The organism is Nonomuraea sp. NPDC001831 (assembly GCF_042892035.1).
GTDB lineage: Bacteria > Actinomycetota > Actinomycetes > Streptosporangiales > Streptosporangiaceae > Nonomuraea.
This window is the reverse complement of record NZ_JBIATU010000006.1, coordinates 1-15,183: the sequence shown is the minus strand read 5'-3', so window position 1 is coordinate 15,183 and position 15,183 is coordinate 1. Positions and strand designations below refer to the sequence as shown.

Annotated in this window: 15 protein-coding genes and 1 pseudogene; 7 read left to right on the top strand and 9 right to left on the bottom strand. The window is 74.6% G+C overall.

The annotated features are described in order from the left end of the window. Positions 1–75: 75 nt before the first annotated feature. Genes ACFYYW_RS20615 through ACFYYW_RS20595 form a run of 5 tightly spaced genes read right to left on the bottom strand, consistent with a single transcriptional unit; the run spans position 76 to position 3,589 of the window. Positions 76–606 carry a GNAT family N-acetyltransferase gene (locus ACFYYW_RS20615; protein WP_364390309.1) on the bottom strand — a complete coding sequence of 177 codons (531 nt, stop codon included), beginning with the start codon at positions 604–606 and terminating at the stop codon, positions 76–78. A gap of 11 nt (positions 607–617) precedes the next feature. Then, positions 618–1,178 carry a helix-turn-helix domain-containing protein gene (locus ACFYYW_RS20610; protein ID WP_387650626.1) on the bottom strand — a complete coding sequence of 187 codons (561 nt, stop codon included), beginning with the start codon at positions 1,176–1,178 and terminating at the stop codon, positions 618–620. A 27-nt stretch (positions 1,179–1,205) separates the two neighbouring features. Next, the gene (locus ACFYYW_RS20605) at positions 1,206–1,490 is read right to left on the bottom strand and encodes a DUF6204 family protein (protein ID WP_387650625.1); all 285 of its coding nucleotides are present in this window, start codon (positions 1,488–1,490) and stop codon (positions 1,206–1,208) included. A 12-nt stretch (positions 1,491–1,502) separates the two neighbouring features. After that, a complete protein-coding gene (locus tag ACFYYW_RS20600; protein ID WP_352330596.1) occupies positions 1,503–2,141 on the bottom strand; it encodes a TetR family transcriptional regulator in 639 nt (212 codons plus the stop codon). A 47-nt stretch (positions 2,142–2,188) separates the two neighbouring features. Beyond that, on the bottom strand, positions 2,189–3,589 hold the full coding sequence (locus ACFYYW_RS20595) for a LysR substrate-binding domain-containing protein (RefSeq protein ID WP_387650623.1): 1,401 nt from the start codon (positions 3,587–3,589) through the stop codon (positions 2,189–2,191). Between the two features lie 70 nt (positions 3,590–3,659). Between ACFYYW_RS20595 and ACFYYW_RS20590 the strand changes: the two genes are divergently transcribed. Continuing rightward, complete coding sequence (locus ACFYYW_RS20590; RefSeq protein WP_387650621.1) at positions 3,660–4,031, top strand: YybH family protein; 372 nt, start codon at positions 3,660–3,662, stop codon at positions 4,029–4,031. On the opposite strand, the gene ACFYYW_RS20585 is transcribed toward ACFYYW_RS20590, so the two are convergent. Together ACFYYW_RS20585 and ACFYYW_RS20580 are read right to left on the bottom strand one after the other, a co-directional pair. Then, positions 4,028–4,426, bottom strand: a complete 399-nt coding sequence (locus ACFYYW_RS20585) for a sensor histidine kinase (protein WP_387650620.1) — start codon at positions 4,424–4,426, stop codon at positions 4,028–4,030. The two genes, ACFYYW_RS20590 and ACFYYW_RS20585, sit on opposite strands and share 4 nt — an antisense overlap. Before the next feature lie 140 nt (positions 4,427–4,566). Next, complete coding sequence (locus ACFYYW_RS20580) at positions 4,567–5,520, bottom strand: SDR family NAD(P)-dependent oxidoreductase (RefSeq protein WP_387650619.1); 954 nt, start codon at positions 5,518–5,520, stop codon at positions 4,567–4,569. Positions 5,521–5,584: 64 nt separating this feature from the next. Between ACFYYW_RS20580 and ACFYYW_RS20575 the strand changes: the two genes are divergently transcribed. The 4 genes from ACFYYW_RS20575 to ACFYYW_RS20560 all read left to right on the top strand — a co-directional run bounded on the left by ACFYYW_RS20575 (position 5,585) and on the right by ACFYYW_RS20560 (position 9,156). Beyond that, positions 5,585–6,160, top strand: a complete 576-nt coding sequence (locus ACFYYW_RS20575; RefSeq protein WP_387650618.1) for a TetR/AcrR family transcriptional regulator — start codon at positions 5,585–5,587, stop codon at positions 6,158–6,160. A 120-nt stretch (positions 6,161–6,280) separates the two neighbouring features. Further along, complete coding sequence (locus ACFYYW_RS20570) at positions 6,281–7,177, top strand: hypothetical protein (protein ID WP_387650617.1); 897 nt, start codon at positions 6,281–6,283, stop codon at positions 7,175–7,177. 156 nt (positions 7,178–7,333) lie between these two features. After that, positions 7,334–8,176, top strand: coding sequence for a hypothetical protein (locus tag ACFYYW_RS20565; protein ID WP_387650615.1), 843 nt, complete (start codon positions 7,334–7,336; stop codon positions 8,174–8,176). Next, positions 8,173–9,156, top strand: coding sequence for a hypothetical protein (locus ACFYYW_RS20560; RefSeq protein ID WP_387650614.1), 984 nt, complete (start codon positions 8,173–8,175; stop codon positions 9,154–9,156). The genes ACFYYW_RS20565 and ACFYYW_RS20560 overlap by 4 nt, the downstream gene beginning before the upstream one ends. A gap of 18 nt (positions 9,157–9,174) precedes the next feature. Here ACFYYW_RS20560 and ACFYYW_RS20555 read toward each other — a convergent pair whose 3' ends face one another. Next, positions 9,175–13,734 (bottom strand): CHAT domain-containing protein, encoded by a 4,560-nt coding sequence (locus tag ACFYYW_RS20555; RefSeq protein WP_387650612.1) that lies wholly within the window; start codon positions 13,732–13,734, stop codon positions 9,175–9,177. A 68-nt stretch (positions 13,735–13,802) separates the two neighbouring features. Here ACFYYW_RS20555 and ACFYYW_RS20550 point away from each other — a divergent pair, with 68 nt between their 5' ends. Together ACFYYW_RS20550 and ACFYYW_RS20545 are read left to right on the top strand one after the other, a co-directional pair. Beyond that, on the top strand, positions 13,803–14,150 hold the full coding sequence (locus ACFYYW_RS20550) for a hypothetical protein (RefSeq protein ID WP_352327667.1): 348 nt from the start codon (positions 13,803–13,805) through the stop codon (positions 14,148–14,150). Beyond that, positions 14,147–14,920 carry a hypothetical protein gene (locus ACFYYW_RS20545; RefSeq protein ID WP_387650610.1) on the top strand — a complete coding sequence of 258 codons (774 nt, stop codon included), beginning with the start codon at positions 14,147–14,149 and terminating at the stop codon, positions 14,918–14,920. Before ACFYYW_RS20550 ends, ACFYYW_RS20545 begins: the two co-directional genes overlap by 4 nt. 59 nt (positions 14,921–14,979) lie before the next feature. Here the strand turns inward: ACFYYW_RS20545 and ACFYYW_RS20540 are convergent. After that, a pseudogene (locus ACFYYW_RS20540) lies at positions 14,980–15,183 on the bottom strand (hypothetical protein); the annotation flags it as partial.

Genomic DNA, 15,183 nt, shown 5'->3' with positions numbered 1-15,183 from the left:
AACCCCCCGATGAAGATCCGAAGCTCATTCTAGGCGGGCCCCCGCCGGGAGCCGCCCGCCGGGGCCCCGACCGGCTCACGCGCCGGCCGTGAGGCGCTTGTAGAAGAAGCTGCAGTCGAGCAGGGTGCCGTCGGGGGCGCCGGCGTAGCCGGGCACGACGCCGTAGCGGGTCCAGCCGCCGGTGCGGTAGACGTGCTCGGCGGCGCTGCCGGTCTCGGTGTCGAGCACCAGCAGGCCGGCCCCGGCCGCGACGGCGCCCTCCTCGGCGGCGGCCAGCAGCAGGCGGGACAGGCCGCGCCCGCGCGCCTGGCGGTGCACCAGCAGCTTGACCAGCTCGGCCCGGTGCCGCGAGTTGGGCTTGCGGGCCAGCACCAGGCTGACCGTGCCGGCCAGGAAGCCGCCGGCGTCGCGGCAGGCCCACACCGCCATGCCGCCCTCGGCCACCGCCGCCGCCTGTCCCCGCCACCAGGCCGCGGCCTCCTCCGGGCCGAACGGCTTGAGGAAGCCGACCGAGGCGCCGCCGTCGACGGCGTCGGCCAGCAGCACGCCCAGCTCCTCGACGCTGCCGGCGAACTCCTGCGGGGACATGCGGGTGACGGTGTGCACGAAAGGGCTCCTCACGGCAGGACGACGAGCAGGGCGTAACGGACCGGCGAGGGCCCCGGGCAGCGGAACCGCGACCGCCCCCACAGGCGGAAGCGCAGGCAGTCGCCCGCCTCCAGCCGGTGGACGCGGCCGTCGGCGGTGATCTCCACGACGCCCTCCAGCACCCAGACGTGCTGCTCGAGCCCCGGAACCGGCGGCTCGTCGTAGGCGATGTCGGCGCCCGGCCGCAGCCGCCCCTCGACGACCTCGCTGCGCAGCCCCGGATGCGGCGGCGAGACCGAACGTCGCTCGAAGCCCGAGCTCTCGTCCCGCCACACCGCCTGGGCCGCCGCCCGCACCACCTGTGCAGGCTCCGGCTCCACCTCGGCCAGCAGGCGCGACATCGTGCGCCCGTAGACCGCGCAGAGCTTGTTGAGCAGGGCGGCGGTGGGGCTGATCTCGCCGCGCTCCAGCCGGGACAACGTCGAACGGCTGATGCCGGCGCGCCGCGCCAGCTCGTCGAGCGACCAGTCGCGCTCGACCCGCAGCTCGGCCAGCCGCCCGGCCAGCCGCTCGTCCAAATCCTGTCCCATATTCGGGACGATATCCCAGATGTGGGATCAGTGGCGACCCTTGCGACGGATCCTGATGTCCCGCATGTCCGTCACCGCGATCTGCAGCACCCGGTACGGCACCCCGTACGCCTCCAGCGCCGCGACCGCCCGCCCGGTGGCCTCGGGCTCACCGTCGTCCGGCCCGGCGGGCACCTGGCAGCGGAAGGTGAACGCCGACACGGTGCCGTCGTGGGTGAACGTGCCCGCCTCGGTGAACGCGATGTCGTGCGCCGCCAGCACCGCGGCCCGCCCCTCGTCGTCGATCCCGTCGAACTTCCCGCGGATGGTCACCCGGAACAACGATCAGCCCTCCCGTACGGCATAGGTCAGCAAGGGCTCGCCGAGCAGGCCCTCGGTCACGTCCAGCAGCTCCAGCACGGCCGCGGCGATGGCGTCGGGCCCCTGCCCGGCGGCCACCCGCCTGCCGACCTCGGCGTACACCAGCGAGTGCAGGCCGCCGATCTGCCAGGCGACGGCCCGCGGCAGCGGATCGCCCGGCTCGGCCCCCGTCTCCTCGGCCAGCACGTCGGCGAGCGCGTCGGTCATCTGCCCGGCCAGCTCCTCCAGGCGCGCGCGCAGCGTGGGAGCGGCCAGCATCATCTCCAGCACCTGGCCGAACCCGGCCGTCAGCCCCAGGCTGCGCTCCCGGCCGCGCACCTCCTCGCGCAGGCGGGCCAGCACCGCCCGCGCCGCCGACACGCCCGGCGCGCGCTCGCGCACGATGTCGGCGAGCCGCTGCGGCGAGGCCTCCTCGGGCGGCAGCACGAGATCTTCCTTGGCGGTGAAGTAGTTGTAGAGCGTGTTCACCGACACCTCCGCCGCCGCGGCGATCTCGGCGATCGTGACCTGGTCGAAGCCGCGCTCGACGAACAGCCCGATCGCCACGTCGGAGAGGTGCCGGCGGGTCTTGCGCTTCTTGCGCTCGCGAAGCCCTTCGGTCATGGCAGGACTTTACTGCAAAAATGAAGTGGATTGCAGTTTTGGGGCCGTCACCGCAATTCGACGTGCACGGCGAACCGGTCCCACGCCGCCTGGCGGGTGATGCCGAGAGCCTCGCCGATCCTGGCCCACGTCACGTTGCGGTCGCGCAGGATGCCCACCCAGGCGCGCAGGTCGCGTTCGGCCTGCTCCAGGGTGAGCGCCTGGCGGGGCAGGGAGGCCAGCACGTCCTCGTCGGACATGCCGGACACGTACTTGTCGTCAGGGGCGGGGCCCCAGTGGACGCGCGACCCGCCGTCGCCGGCCGGCGCGGGCTCGCCCTCCCTGCGGAGCTCGGCCTGGACGATCTGCTGGCTCAGGTCGATGCAGACGTCGCAGATGTAGACGCCGGGCCCGGCGACGACCTTCCTGGCCTCCTCGTGCGGCTTGCCGCAGAACGAACACCTCGTCGCCAGCTGCTCGACGGGCGCCGTCTCCCGGATGCTCTGTCTGTGTGTCATCATGCTGTCAGCCTTCCCTTGACGAGGTGCCGTGTCAAGGACATCCTGACGATCGCCGGGGGCGCCGTCGGGGCCGCCGGAGAACGCGCGGCGGGCGTGCGGCAGCAGCGCCCGCACCGCCGGGCCGCCGCCCTCCCGCCAGACCAGGGCGAGCAGGGCGGGCGTGCGCACGTCGTCGATGAGCAGCACGGTGAGCCGGTCGCGGTGGAGCGCGGCCATCGACTCGCTGAGAATCGCCACCCCGAGGCCGCGCACGGCCAGGCCGGCGATGGCGTCGGCGGCGCCGGCCTGCAGCGCGATCGGCGGCCGCAGCCCCTGGGCCGCGCACGCCTCGTCGAACACCGCCCGCAGCCCCGTGCCGCGCGGCATGCACACGATCGCATGCTCGCCCAGGTCGCGCAGGGCGATCCGCCTGCGCCCGGCCAGCGGGTGCTCCGGCGGGACGGCCGCCACCAGCCGCTCGCTGACGATCGTCAACGACTCCAGGCCCTCGGGGACGCCGTTCGCGGCGCCGATGAGCGCCAGGTCGAGCGCCCCGCCACGGACGCCCTCGACCAGCTTGTCGGAGTTGTCCTCCAGCAGGGACAGCTCCACGCCCGGATGGGCCCGGCGGAAGGCGGCCAGCGCGTCGAACAGGGGCGTGATCGTGCAGCCGAGCACCATGCCGACCGTCAGCGTGCCGCGGATGAGGTCGGTCACCTCGCCCACCGCCTGGCCCACCGCGCCGGCGGCGGCCAGCGCGGCGCGGGCGTGCTCGAGCGCCGCCTTGCCCGCGACGGTGAGTGTGGCCACCCGGGCCGACCGGTCGAACAGCTCGGCGCCGAGCTCGCGTTCGAGCTGCCGGATCTGGGCGCTGACCCCCGACTGGCTGATGTGCACCCGCTCGGCCGCACGGGTGAAACTGCGCTCCTCGGCCACCGCGACGAAGTACTCCAGCTGCCTCAGTTCCATAACCTCAGATTGTAGAGGACATAAGAACCATCTGTTGGACTTCTGGCGCGGCAGTCGGCAGGCTGGCACCATGACCACATACGAGAAGGCCATGCGGCCCGAGGACATCACCCGCCTGTTCGTCGAGCGCTCCAACGCCGGCGACGCGGCCGGCGTCGCCGCGCTCTACGAGGAGGACGCCGTGCTGGCCTACCCGCCCGGCAGCCGCACCGTCGGACGGGCCGCCATCCAGGAGCTGTGGGAGAAGGTGCTGGCCGGCCGCCCGCACTTCGAGCCGGAGCAGCCACTGCCGACGCTGGTCAGCGGCGACCTCGCCCTCACCTCGACCCCGCCCAAGGACGGCTCGGGCGCCCGCGCCCAGGTCGTGCGGCGTCAGCCCGACGGGAGCTGGCTGCGCGTCCTCGACCAGCCCGAGTTCGTCCAGCCCGGCGAGCGCGCCTAGACCGGGACGGTGCCGCTGACGGTCGTGCCCTCGCCGGGCACGCCGCGCACCGACAGGCGCCCGCCCAGCTCGGCGAACGCCTCGCGCATCCGGCCGACGCCGCCGCCCGCAGCCGTGGCGGCGAAGCCGCGGCCGTTGTCGCTGATCGTCAGCCGCAGCCCCTGGGGCCCGGCCGTGACGGCGAGCGAGGCGGTGCTCGCGCCGCTGTGGGCCTCGACGTTGGCCAGCGCCTCTTCCGCGACCGCCAGCACGGCCCGCCGCCACGCCGCCGCCACAGGACCGGCGGGCAGCGCCCAGATCTCCACGGCGATCCCCGTGCGCTCGGACCACCGGCCGCACAGGCTCTCCAGCTCACCGGTCAGAGCCGGCCTGGCCTTGTCCATGATGCCCGTCATCGCATCTCCTCCGGACGCCCTTCCCCTTGAACGGGTGGGACTGCCCTGAGCATGACGATCGGGGCGTTGAGCCTGGGTTGAGCCGTCGTTGAGCCCTCACCCGGGCACGATCGTCGAAGCGTAGCACCACGGCCCGCCGGTCACCCGGAAGGCGTGCGGCCGGGCGCGAAGGGATCGAGCCCGGTCAGCTCGGCGCTCGCGGCCCACAGCCGGGCGGCGAGCTCGGGGTCGGCCAGGTGCCCGCGCACCGGTTCGCGCGCCGGCAGGCCGCGCATCCCCAGCACCCTGGGCCCCCACAGCTCCCCGCCGCGTACGGACGGATCCAGCACGGCCCGCACCGCCGGCCACGCCGCGGCCTCCTTGCCCTGCAGCAGCAGCCCGGCGGGCAGGCCGCGCAGCCGCTCGCCGGCGGTGCGTGGCCGGACCGGCCGCGAGGGCGTCAGGGAGTCGAGCGCGCCGCCGGGGTGGGTGACCACGCTCGCCGTGGTGGCGCCCGCGGCGCGCAGGCGGCGGTCCAGCTCGAAGCCGAAGAGCATCTGCGCCAGCTTCGAGCGCGCGTACACCCGTTTGGGCCGGACGTCGCCGAGGCTCTGCAGGTCGTCCAGGTCCAGGGTCTCGGACCTGGCGGTCAGGCTGCCGGTGGTCACGACGCGGGCGGCGGGGGCGGCGGCCAGCAGCGGCGCCAGGTGCGCGACCAGCGCGAAGTGGCCGAGATGGTTGGTGGCGAACATCAGCTCGTGGCCGTCCTTCGTCTCGCGCCGCGGCGGGTGGTCGAGCAGCACGCCGGCGTTGCACACGACGGCGTCCAGGCTCGGCAGCCGCAACGCCGCGACGACGGCCTCGACCGAGGCGAGGTCGGCCAGGTCGAGCGGCACCTGCCGGACCCGCGCGCCCGGGACCCGGCCGCGGATGGAGAGCGCGGCGGTCTCCGCCCTGGCGGGGTCGCGGCTGCCCAGGATCACGGTGGCGCCGGTGCCGGCGAGCTGCTCGGCCACGAAGTAGCCGATGCCGGCGTTGCCGCCGGTGACCAGGAAGTGCCTGCCCTGTGCGGACGGCAGGCGCCGGACGTCCCAAGGCGCGGAGGAGGTGGACACGGGGCGCTCATTTCTGTAGTCGCTATGAATTCAGAATCATTCTAGTTTTTGCTACGATGAGAGCATGACGACAGGACGCCGCGAACGCAAGAAGGCGCAGACCCGCAAGGCCCTGGCCGAGGCCGCGGTGCGGCTGTTCGCCGAGCACGGCTACGACGGCGTCACCGTCGCCCGGGTCGCCGACGAGGCCGACGTCTCCATCGCCACCCTGTTCGCGCACGTGCCCGACGGCAAGGACGCGCTGATCTTCGACGACGGCGACGACCGGCACGTCTGGCTGGCCGCCGCCGTCCGCGAGCGGCCCGCCGGGCAGAGCGTGCTGGCGGCCCTGCGGCGCTGCCTGGCCGAGCGGGGGCCGTTCGCCGGCGACCTGCCGCCCGAGCAGCGGCGCAAACGCGACCTGATCGTGGGCACGCCCGCCCTGCGGGAGTACTCGCGCCGGCTCTGGATCGCCGCTGAGGGCCCGCTGGCCGAGGCGATCGCGGCCGAGACCGGGCGCGATCCCGCCGACATGACCGTGCGCGCGCTGGCCCGCTACGTGCTGGAGATCCCCGAGCTGGCCGGCGCCGAGCCCGACCCGCGCGCCGCCCTCGACGCCGTCTTCGACCTCCTGGAGTCCGGCTGGGCCGAGCGCGCCTGACGGCGTCGCGGCGTTGACGCGGGGGCCTGCTGACAGGGGTCTGTCAAACAGCGGCCAGCCACCTTGTCGGGCAGGTCGCGCGGGCGCACAGTCAAGGCACATCACCGCCCAGGAGGATGGATGAACGGAAGACCTGCCCCCCATCGTCACGCCACGACCGCGGTAAGACGTCTCTTAGCCGCCGGTCTGGCCGTGTTCGCCGCCGCCTTCCTCGTCGCGACCCCCGCCGGGGCCCTGGCGCTGCCGACGGCCAAGGAGTTCGTGTCGAACCTCGACCTCGACTGCTTCAAGACCACGACGTACCAGCCGCCGGCCGTCGCGCTGACGCTGAAGCACATCAACCCGGTGCTCGCCAACCAGGCGCCCGTGCAGGTCACGCTCGGCCCGCGTGAGCAGCTCTGCGTGCCGGTGGCCAAGAACAACGTCATCCCGCCGTCTCCCGCGCTCGACTTCGTCAGGTTCGTCGACCTGTCCTGCTACCGGGTGAGCGGCCCGCAGATCAACCTGCCCCTGTCACTGCGCCACCTCAACCCCGTCCTGCAGGGCCTGCCCGGCCTCAGCGTCACGCTGAGCTCGCCCCAGCAGCTGTGCGTGCCGGTCAGCAAGAACGGCGTCGTCCCGCCGCCGGACGTGCTGAACGTCATCTCGCACATCGACCTGCTGTGCTACGCGCACACGCCGAACCCGTCGATGAACAAGGCGCTGAACCTCACCCAGCTCAACCCCGTCCTGGTCAACCAGATCCCGCCCAGGACCGTGCAGGTGGCCGCCGCCCGCCAGCTCTGCGTCCCGGTGCAGAAGAGCGGCGACCAGATCCCGGCGGACGTGTTCGCCCTGGTCCGCTGGGTCGACCTGGAGAAGTTCGACGTCGTCAGCCCGGCGACCCCCATCGTGGGGCTGACGCTGAAGCACCTGAACCCGGTGCTGGCGAACCTGCCCGCCGAGGAGCTGAGGCTCACCGGCGCCGCGCAGCTCGCCGTGCCCGTCTCCAAGAACGGCGCGGTGCCGCCCTCCTGACGCACCCGGCCGGGCCGGCCCCACCGGCCCGGCCGCCTTCCGCCCCCCGCGGGAACAAAGGATTCCCCAGCTTCGGGTCGTCCGAGAGTGGCGTCCCACTGCAAGCGGTATGACCTGTTTCCGATGAGTCGTGGAGCATCCGGGGGAACGGTGGGAATGTCCTGGCGGGCGGTGGTGACGCTGCTCATCGCCGTGGCGCTGACCGGCGGTTGCGGCGGCGGTGACGGCGGTCAGGACGGCTCCGGGGCGGGCGAGGCCGGGCCCGGCGCGCCCCAGCAGGCCCGGCCCGTCATCACGCCGGACGCCCCGATCGTCCCCGACGACGCCGGCGACCTGCCCGACCCCACCGCGCAGGTGGGAGTGGACTGCCAGCAGGTCCTCAACAACCGGGACTTCGCCGGACCGGCGGCGCAGAAGATCGACCAGGTGGCCGCCGACCCCGGCAGCTCCGACAGCGAGAAGGCGGTGGCCAACGCCTGCGGCGCGGTGATCAAGGCGAACAGCGGGAAATGGGACGAGTCGATCAAGCAGGCCCACACCGCGAACAGTCTCCGCGAGTCCGTCCCCCAGCAGATGCGCACGCAGCTGTTCGCCATGGTCGACCAGGCGGAACTGGAGAGCGCCGCCGCGCTGGGCGACAGTGACAGGGTCCGGCAGATCATCGCCCGCATCGAGCGGGAGGGCGGCCAGGTCCCGGACAAGTACCTCAGGAACGCGTGCGCGGTGGTGTCCGGCACGCAGACCCTTCCGGAGTGCGCGACGATCACCGCCTCGCCAGGATCCTCGCAGCCTTCCTCCCAGCCCTCGTCCGGCACCTCGTCCGAGTCCTCGTCCGGGCCGTCGGAGCCCGCCGGGCCTTCGCCGGGCGAGCCGCCCTCCGAAGCCCCCGGCACCGAGCCGCCCGGCGAGCCTCCGGACACCGGCGGCGAGACCGGGCCGCCCGGCGGCAATCCCGAGCCGCCGCCGGAGGACACCGGCCCGGCGCCGGCCCCGTCGTGACCGCCCCGCCACCCGCCGCCGAACCCCCGGACGACGACGGCGGCACCGGCCAGGACGTGTCCCGCCTGTGGCGGATCCTCGCCCACGTCGTGACGCCGACCACCTTCATCGCCGCCATCATGGTGTACTTCGGGGCGGTCCGCACCAACACCATGTACGCCCGCCTCGGCGTGGACCCGAGCATGCTGGGCCTGTCCCTACAGGACTACGCGCTGCGCAGCGTCACGCTGGCGGCAGAGCCGCTGATCCTCGTGCTGGTGGCGGCCCTGGTCGCGCCCCCGGCGCACGCGTGGCTGACCCGGTCCGCCGAGCGGCATCCCGCCTTCGCCAAGTGGGCGGTCAGGGTCATGGCCGTCCTCGGGGCGGCCGGCGCCGCGCTGGGCATCGGGAGCCTGGCCGGATGGAGACTGATGCCGCCCTACGCCAGCCTCGGCGAATGGAGGTCGTTGCCGCCCTACGCGGGGGTGGCCGGATGGCGGCCGCTGCCGGCCTACGCCATGCCCCTCTGCCTGGGCCTCGGCGTCTTCCTGCTGGTCTACGGCTCCTCCCTGCGGCAACGGCTCGACCCGCGCCGCACGCCCTCCACCACCGATCAGCTCGTCCGGCGCACGCTCTGCATGGCGCTCCTGCTGTTCCTGCTGCTGTGGGCGATCACCCTCTTCGCGCAGTCCCGCGGAGAGCGGGAGGCCAACCGGACGCTGGCCGGCATGCGCAGGCTGCCGAGCACGGTGGTCTACGCCGCCCGGCGCCTGAACCTGGAGGGACCGGGCATCACCGAGACCGCCCTGCCCGACCCCGGCGCGATGTACCGCTTCCGCTACACCGGCCTGCGCCTGCTGATCAACTCCAACCAGCGGTACTTCCTCCTGCCCGCCTGCTACATGTCCGACCCGTCGGCGCGGGCGATCGCCCTGCCCGCCGACGACACGCTGCGCCTGGAGTTCGGCTTGTTCAGGATGCCCTCCGACTGCCCACGCTGACCGGCCGCGGCTCGCGGGTCACACGCCGAGGTGCACGTACGGCGCCCAGAACATCGGGCTGCCGAAGCGGGCGGTGCCGCGCAGCCGGGTGACGGCCCGATGCAGCGCCACCGCGGGCTCGGCGTCGCCGGCGGCGAGGACGGCGTACACGTCCGCGGCCACCTCGGCGGCCGAGGCGTCGTACATCGACCACAGGGTGCCGATCACGTTGCGGTAGCCCGCGAGCTGGAACGCCGCGGCCAGGTGGATGGCCTCGTCGGTGAGCGCGGCGTCGCCCTGCGCGGTCTCGCAGGCCGACAGGAAGGCCAGGTCGCCGCCGTCCACGCCGACCGTGGTCAGGTCGAGCACGGTCAGGTCGGCGTCGTGCAGCGCCAGACGGCTGGCCGAGGGGGCGGCGTCGTCCTGGTCGCCGTGACAGGCGAAGTGGACCCGCCGGTAGGCGGGGATGGCCTCGAGCACCGCGCGCCGGGTGGCGGCCGAGTCCTCCATGACGACCGCCCGCGCGCCCAGCGCGTCGCGGATGGCCCGTACCTCGGCCGGGACCTGGGGCAGGTTCGCGTACTGCCGGTCCGGGCGCGAGGTGGCGGCCAGCGCGGCCACCAGGACCGGCGCGGAGGGCGGCGCCGGCGGCGTGGCCCTGGCGCGCAGCAGGGCCTGCAAGGTGGGGGTGTAGGAGGACACGACGTGGTCGCCCGCCCACGGGCCGCCGTCCCGGTGCCGTCCGGCGGCGTGCAACGGCAGGCCCGCCAGCGGCCCGGTGGGGCACCACCACAGCCGGGGCGGATCGCCGTCCGCCGCCGCGGGCAGGCCGAGCTCGTGCAGCACCGGGCCGGTGACGGCGTCCCACAACCATTCCAGCGTGGTCAGCACGGTCTGGGCGGCGGAGATGCGCGCCGCCATGCCGCCGTGCGCCGCTGCGAGCGTGCGGCGGAACTCCCGGGCCCGCCCGGCGGCCTCCTCGCGGCCCAGGCGCGGCAGCGGCAGCACCCGCAACGCGCCCGGCGTGAGCAGCAACGCGTCGCAGCGCCGCCGGTCCACGTTGACCAGGACGACGGGCCCGCGGTCGGCGGCCGCGCGCAGGGCCGCGAAGTCAGGGGGCCGCAGGAACGACGCGAAGCCCGGCAGCTCCCTGATCCGGTCGCACAGCTCGGTGAAGCGGGCCGTCGCCCGGCGCCGCAGGTCGGCTTCGAACCGCCGGTCAGGACGTCCGATCGAGCCGAGCTCATCCGGTTGCAGCGACCCGCCGGCCGACGGCCTGTCCAGGACGGCGCTCACCTCGTCGAACTCGGCGGCGAGCCCGGGATGACGGGCGCGCAGCTCGCTCCGGTCGCTCCTGGTCTGGAGCAGCTGGGCCCACAACACGCTGCGCCCCTGCTCGAGCAGCTGGACGGCGGCCCTCGGCGACGCCGCGACCAGCGCCGCGGCGGCCGCCTCGGTGGCCAGCCCCGCCGCCTGCCTGAGCTGGTACTCCTGCGAGCCCCGGTCGAGCCCGCGCCAGGCCGCGAGCGGCAGCAGCTCCTGCACGCACACCCGGTACTGCTCCAGGGCCTCGACCGGGTGGCCGTGGTGCAGGTTGTACCCGGCGTAGAGGCGGGTGTTCTCCAGCCGGGCCAGGGAGTCCTCCGAGGTGACGCCGGCCGAGAGGCGGAAGGCGGCCATGGCGCGGTCGCGGTCGCGGCGGCGGTGGCGGCGCTCGTACCTCTCGTTCAGGGCCAGGCCGAGCTGGGAGGCGCGGGCGGCCAGCAGGGGATCGTCGGGCGGGGTCGCCTCCACCGACGCCTCCAGGTGCCCGATCGCGGCGCGCAGGTCGCGCAGCCGGCCCGTACGCCAGAAGGTCAGCAGCCGGCCGTGGCCCACCACGTGCTGCTGACCGGCCCACGACGGGTCGTCCCTGGGCGTGGCGGCCAGCCCTTCCCGGCCCAGGCGGACGATCTCCGCCAGGTCGCCGGGGTCGTCGTCGTAGCGGCTGACGTACAGCAGCGACAGGCCCTTGGCCAGGACGGGCCGGTAGGCGTGGCCGGGCGGGAGCATCGCCAGGGCCTCGCGGCCGGCCGCGATCGCCTCGTCGAGGTCGCCGGGCCGGCCGCGCACGTCGGCGCGGCGGCGCAGCACGCCCGCCTTGTGGTACAACATCGGCGCCCGTTGCGTCAGGTCGGCGGTGGGAGCGGCCAGGGCCCCTTCAATCGTCTCGGCCGCCTCGTCGAGGTCGGCCATGTCGCCGCGGTGGTCGGCCCGCTTCCACAGGCCGCCGCTGAGCGCCTGGAGCGCGGGGCCCATGAGCGGCGAGCGCGGCGGCAGCGCGGCCACCGCGGAACGGGCGAGATCGACGGACCTGTCCAGATCGGCCACCTCGCCGAGCATCGTGTACCGCTGCGACAGCACGATGGCCAGCTGGGTCTGGCAGGGCGGCCGTTGCGGGTGGCCCTCGGGCAGCTCGCCGAGCGCCTGCGTGAGGATCAGCGCGGCCGACTCGACGTCGGCGCGGTCGCCGGTGCGCTGGCCGCGGATGCGCCGCGCCTCGGCCAGGCTGAGCATGGCGTTCGCCCGGACGGATCCGCCCACCGGCAGCCGCAGCGCCTCCTCGCCCGCCGCGATCGCCGCGTCCAGGGCGGCCGCGGACCCGGTCGACTCGGCGCGCGCCGTGAGGGCCTGCGACAGCGCGGTCAGGGCGTAGGCGCGGTTGGGGTGCCCGTCCGGCAGCTCGGGCAGGGCCTGGCGCAGGGCGGAGATCGCCTCGTCGAGCGTGCCGGGGTCGGCGGCCAGCCGGGAGTTCTGGGCCAGGGCCCGGCCCAGCGCCAGTCGGGCGTTGAAGCGCCGCTCGCCGGGCGGCGCCGACCGTGCGGCCCGCCGGGCCAGGTCGAGGGCGGCGCCGGCCCCTGCGCCGGCGGAGTGGGCGGCGCCGTCCTGCAGCACGATGCTGAGCTCCGACTCGAACACGCTGCGGTACGGGTGGTTCGCGGGTGTCGCGTCGAGCGCCGCGCGGTAGGCGTCCACGGCCGCCTTCAGGTGGGCCGGATCGCCGTCCTGGCGGTGCAGGCGCGACATCGTCATGCCCCTGACGTGCTCGACGAGCCTGCGGTCGTCGTGGCCGGGCGGGATGAGCGCGTCCGCCTCCGCGACGAGGGCGAGCGCGTCGTCGAGGACGGCCCGCTCGCCGGTCAGGTCGTGGACGGCGCACCGGACGAGAGCGAGCTGCACCTTCACGTGGGCGGTGACCGGAAGGCCGGTCCGGGCCAGGTCGGCGAGCATGTCCGCGGAGCGGTCGAGGTCCCGGCGGTCGCCGCGCGCCGCGTAGCGGGCGTACAGGGCTCCGGTGAGGGTGAAGCGCAGCAGGTGGAGCCGGTCCTCGTCGTGGCCGGGCGCGGTCAGGGCCCGGTCGGCCTGGGCGATGGCCGCCTCCAGCTCCTCCGGATCGGCGGTGATCGCCCTCATCACCCTGGCCGTGGCCCGGCTCACCTCGTCCTGCAGGTCCTCGCCCGTGCCCAGGTCGGCCTGGTCGCCGGTGACGGAGAAGCGGGCGGTGCCCGTGGCCTGCAACTCCTCACGCAGTTCCTGGTCGCCGGGCCGGTCGTGCAGGAGGGCGCGGACGCGGGCGGCGAGGTCGTCGACATCCTCCAGGCGGGCGCCCTGGCCGATGCGGTTCCACAGCAGGTTGCGCAGCACCTGGTCGGCGAACCGGTCGAGCGCGGACAGCCCCGGGCGCGGGTCGCCGAGGGCCCGGCGCAGGACGGTGATCGCGTCGTCCCGGTCGGCGGGCAGCCGGGTCACGCCGAACCGGGCGTACAGCATCAGGCCGTGCTGGAGCACGGCGAAGCGGCGGGCGGGCAGGTCGGCGGGCAGGCTGTCCGCCAGGGCGGCCCAGCCGGTGAGCAGCTCGTCGAGGTCCTCCGGGCGTTCCAGCAGGGCGAAGCGGTTGCCGAGGATCGTCAACCGGCCGATCTCGTACCGCCGGCGGTGCAGCCCTGTCGCAGGCAGGAGCGCGATCGCGGCGTCCATGGTCTCGATCGCCGTCCGGGCCAGCTCGGGGTCACCGGCCTCCGTCGCCCGCACGCTCAGCACCACCGACAGCCTGTTCAGGTCCGCCGCGCGGTCCAGGTCGGAGTCGTCGTCGGGACGGCCCAGGGCGATCGCCCGGCGGCACAGCTCCAGCGCGTCGGCGAGGTCGCCGGGCCCTCCCCCGCCCATCATGCGGCGTCTGGCGATGGCCAGTCCCAGCTTCGACAGCGCCGCCGCCGAGCCGGGGACGAGCTCGACCGCCTGCCGGTACCGGACGATCGCGGCGTCCACGTCGGCCGGGGCGGCGGTGAGGTCCCACTTCGCGACCAGCGCGTCGGCCGCGGCGATCAGGGCCGCGAGTCGTTCCCGCAGGTCCGCGGGGGGATCCTCCAGGGCGGTCAGGCAGGCGGCGACGGCCCGGTCCAGGTCGTCCCGCGCGCCGGTGCGGCCGTGGCGCATCAGCAGCGCCCTGCCGTACGGCGTGCCGCCCTCCCGGGCGTACAGGTCGACCGCCTGGTCGAGGGCTTCGAGGTCGTCCTCGCGTTCGAAGCGGGCCAGCAGCTCGGCCGGGTCGGGTCCCATGTCCCCTCAGAGCGGCCGGCGGAATCGAGGGATACCGGAGAGTGCCGTCCGTCGTGGACGATGTGGGCATGACCGAGGACGAGGCGCGGGCGTACCTCTGCGCCGAACTTCCCGCCCTGCGGCGCGACGCCGCCGCCGGCGGCTGGACGGCGGCCCTGGCCGACGCGCTGACCGTGCTCGACGAGGGCGGCACGGCCCGCGACGTGCTGGCGCTGCTCGACCCCGCCCCGGCCGACGCCGACGAGGCGCGCGGAGACGCGCAGCCGTACCTGCTGTTCGGCGCGGCCGGGCCAGAGCTGCGCGGCGTGTACGTCTGCCCCGACGGCTGGTGCCCCCGCCGATCGGGCCGCGACGCCGCGAACCGGCCCCCCGTCTGCGACCTGCGGCGGCGGCCCATGCGCTTCACGGAGTCGTGACCGCGGTGCTCGACGGATTGCTCGCCGAGGTGGGCAAGAAGGCCACCGAACGCTGGTTGTCCCCGGCCTGGCCGCTCGGCCTGTGCTTCGCGGCGGCGGCCTGGTGCGCGCTCACGCTCGGCCATTCCGACGCCCTCGACCTGGGCCTGCTCGTCCGGCGCACCCGCGCCGACCTGACCCGGGCCGGCCTCGACCCGGTGGCGCTGGTGACCGTGGGGGTCGTCGCGGTGCTGGCCGCCGCCGGGGCGGCGGGGCTGGCCCGGCTGGCGGTGGGCGCGGTGGAGCGGTTGTGGCTGCTGGAGCGGCGCGGGCGCAGGCTGACCTGGCCGGGGCGGCGGCTCGCGCTGCTGGAGGAGCGGGTGCGGGCCGAGTACCACGGGCTGCGGGTCTCCCTGGTGTGGCCCCGGTTGTGGTCGCTGCTGGAGGAACACCAGCGGGTGCCCGTACGGGAGGCCCGTGCGGCGCTCGACACCGCAGCGCTCACCGTGAGCTGGGGCCTGCTGTACGCGCTCCTCGGCTGCGCCTGGTGGCCGGGCGCCGTGGTCGCGGCGGGCCTGGTGACCGCCGGCTGGGCGGCCGCCCGGCGCCACGCGCACGCGTACGCGGCCCTGGTGGAGAGCCTGGTGGACATCCGCCAGCGTGAGCTGGCCACGGCGCTGGGCGTGGACCTGCCGCACGGCGTGATCACGGCGGAGGAGGCCGGCCAGATCAACGCCCGGCTGCACAAGGGCGGCCCCGACCTCCCGTCCCGCCGCCGATCACCGAGGTAACGAGTTACAAGTTTTGACATCTGTTACCAACCCGCCTAGATCGCTGATGTGAATTTGGGTCAATGGTCGTAGGCGGTCAGTGATCGTTTCACGGGGGCGCCGGTGTTCCAGTTGTGCCAGATCGCGGCGTTGAGGGCGAGGACGCGTTGGCTGACCCGCGCCCAAAGGCCGTCGGTGGTGCGGGCATTGTGGCGTTCGAGGCCGAGCTGGTTCTTCAACGTCCAGATGATTGCTTCGATGCGTTGGCGTAGCCAGCCGGGGAA

Bases quoted from the DNA above. Each gene is read 5' to 3' on its own strand.
- ACFYYW_RS20595 (WP_387650623.1), bottom strand. From the start codon at position 3,589: ATGGAACTGAGGCAGCTGGAGTACTTCGTCGCGGTGGCCGAGGAGCGC.
- ACFYYW_RS20610 (WP_387650626.1), bottom strand. From the start codon at position 1,178: ATGGGACAGGATTTGGACGAGCGGCTGGCCGGGCGGCTGGCCGAGCTG.
- ACFYYW_RS20585 (WP_387650620.1), bottom strand. From the start codon at position 4,426: ATGACGGGCATCATGGACAAGGCCAGGCCGGCTCTGACCGGTGAGCTG.
- ACFYYW_RS20590 (WP_387650621.1), top strand. From the start codon at position 3,660: ATGACCACATACGAGAAGGCCATGCGGCCCGAGGACATCACCCGCCTG.
- ACFYYW_RS20550 (WP_352327667.1), top strand. From the start codon at position 13,803: ATGACCGAGGACGAGGCGCGGGCGTACCTCTGCGCCGAACTTCCCGCC.
- ACFYYW_RS20565 (WP_387650615.1), top strand. From the start codon at position 7,334: ATGTCCTGGCGGGCGGTGGTGACGCTGCTCATCGCCGTGGCGCTGACC.
- ACFYYW_RS20600 (WP_352330596.1), bottom strand. From the start codon at position 2,141: ATGACCGAAGGGCTTCGCGAGCGCAAGAAGCGCAAGACCCGCCGGCAC.
- ACFYYW_RS20555 (WP_387650612.1), bottom strand. From the start codon at position 13,734: ATGGGACCCGACCCGGCCGAGCTGCTGGCCCGCTTCGAACGCGAGGAC.
- ACFYYW_RS20570 (WP_387650617.1), top strand. From the start codon at position 6,281: ATGAACGGAAGACCTGCCCCCCATCGTCACGCCACGACCGCGGTAAGA.
- ACFYYW_RS20575 (WP_387650618.1), top strand. From the start codon at position 5,585: ATGACGACAGGACGCCGCGAACGCAAGAAGGCGCAGACCCGCAAGGCC.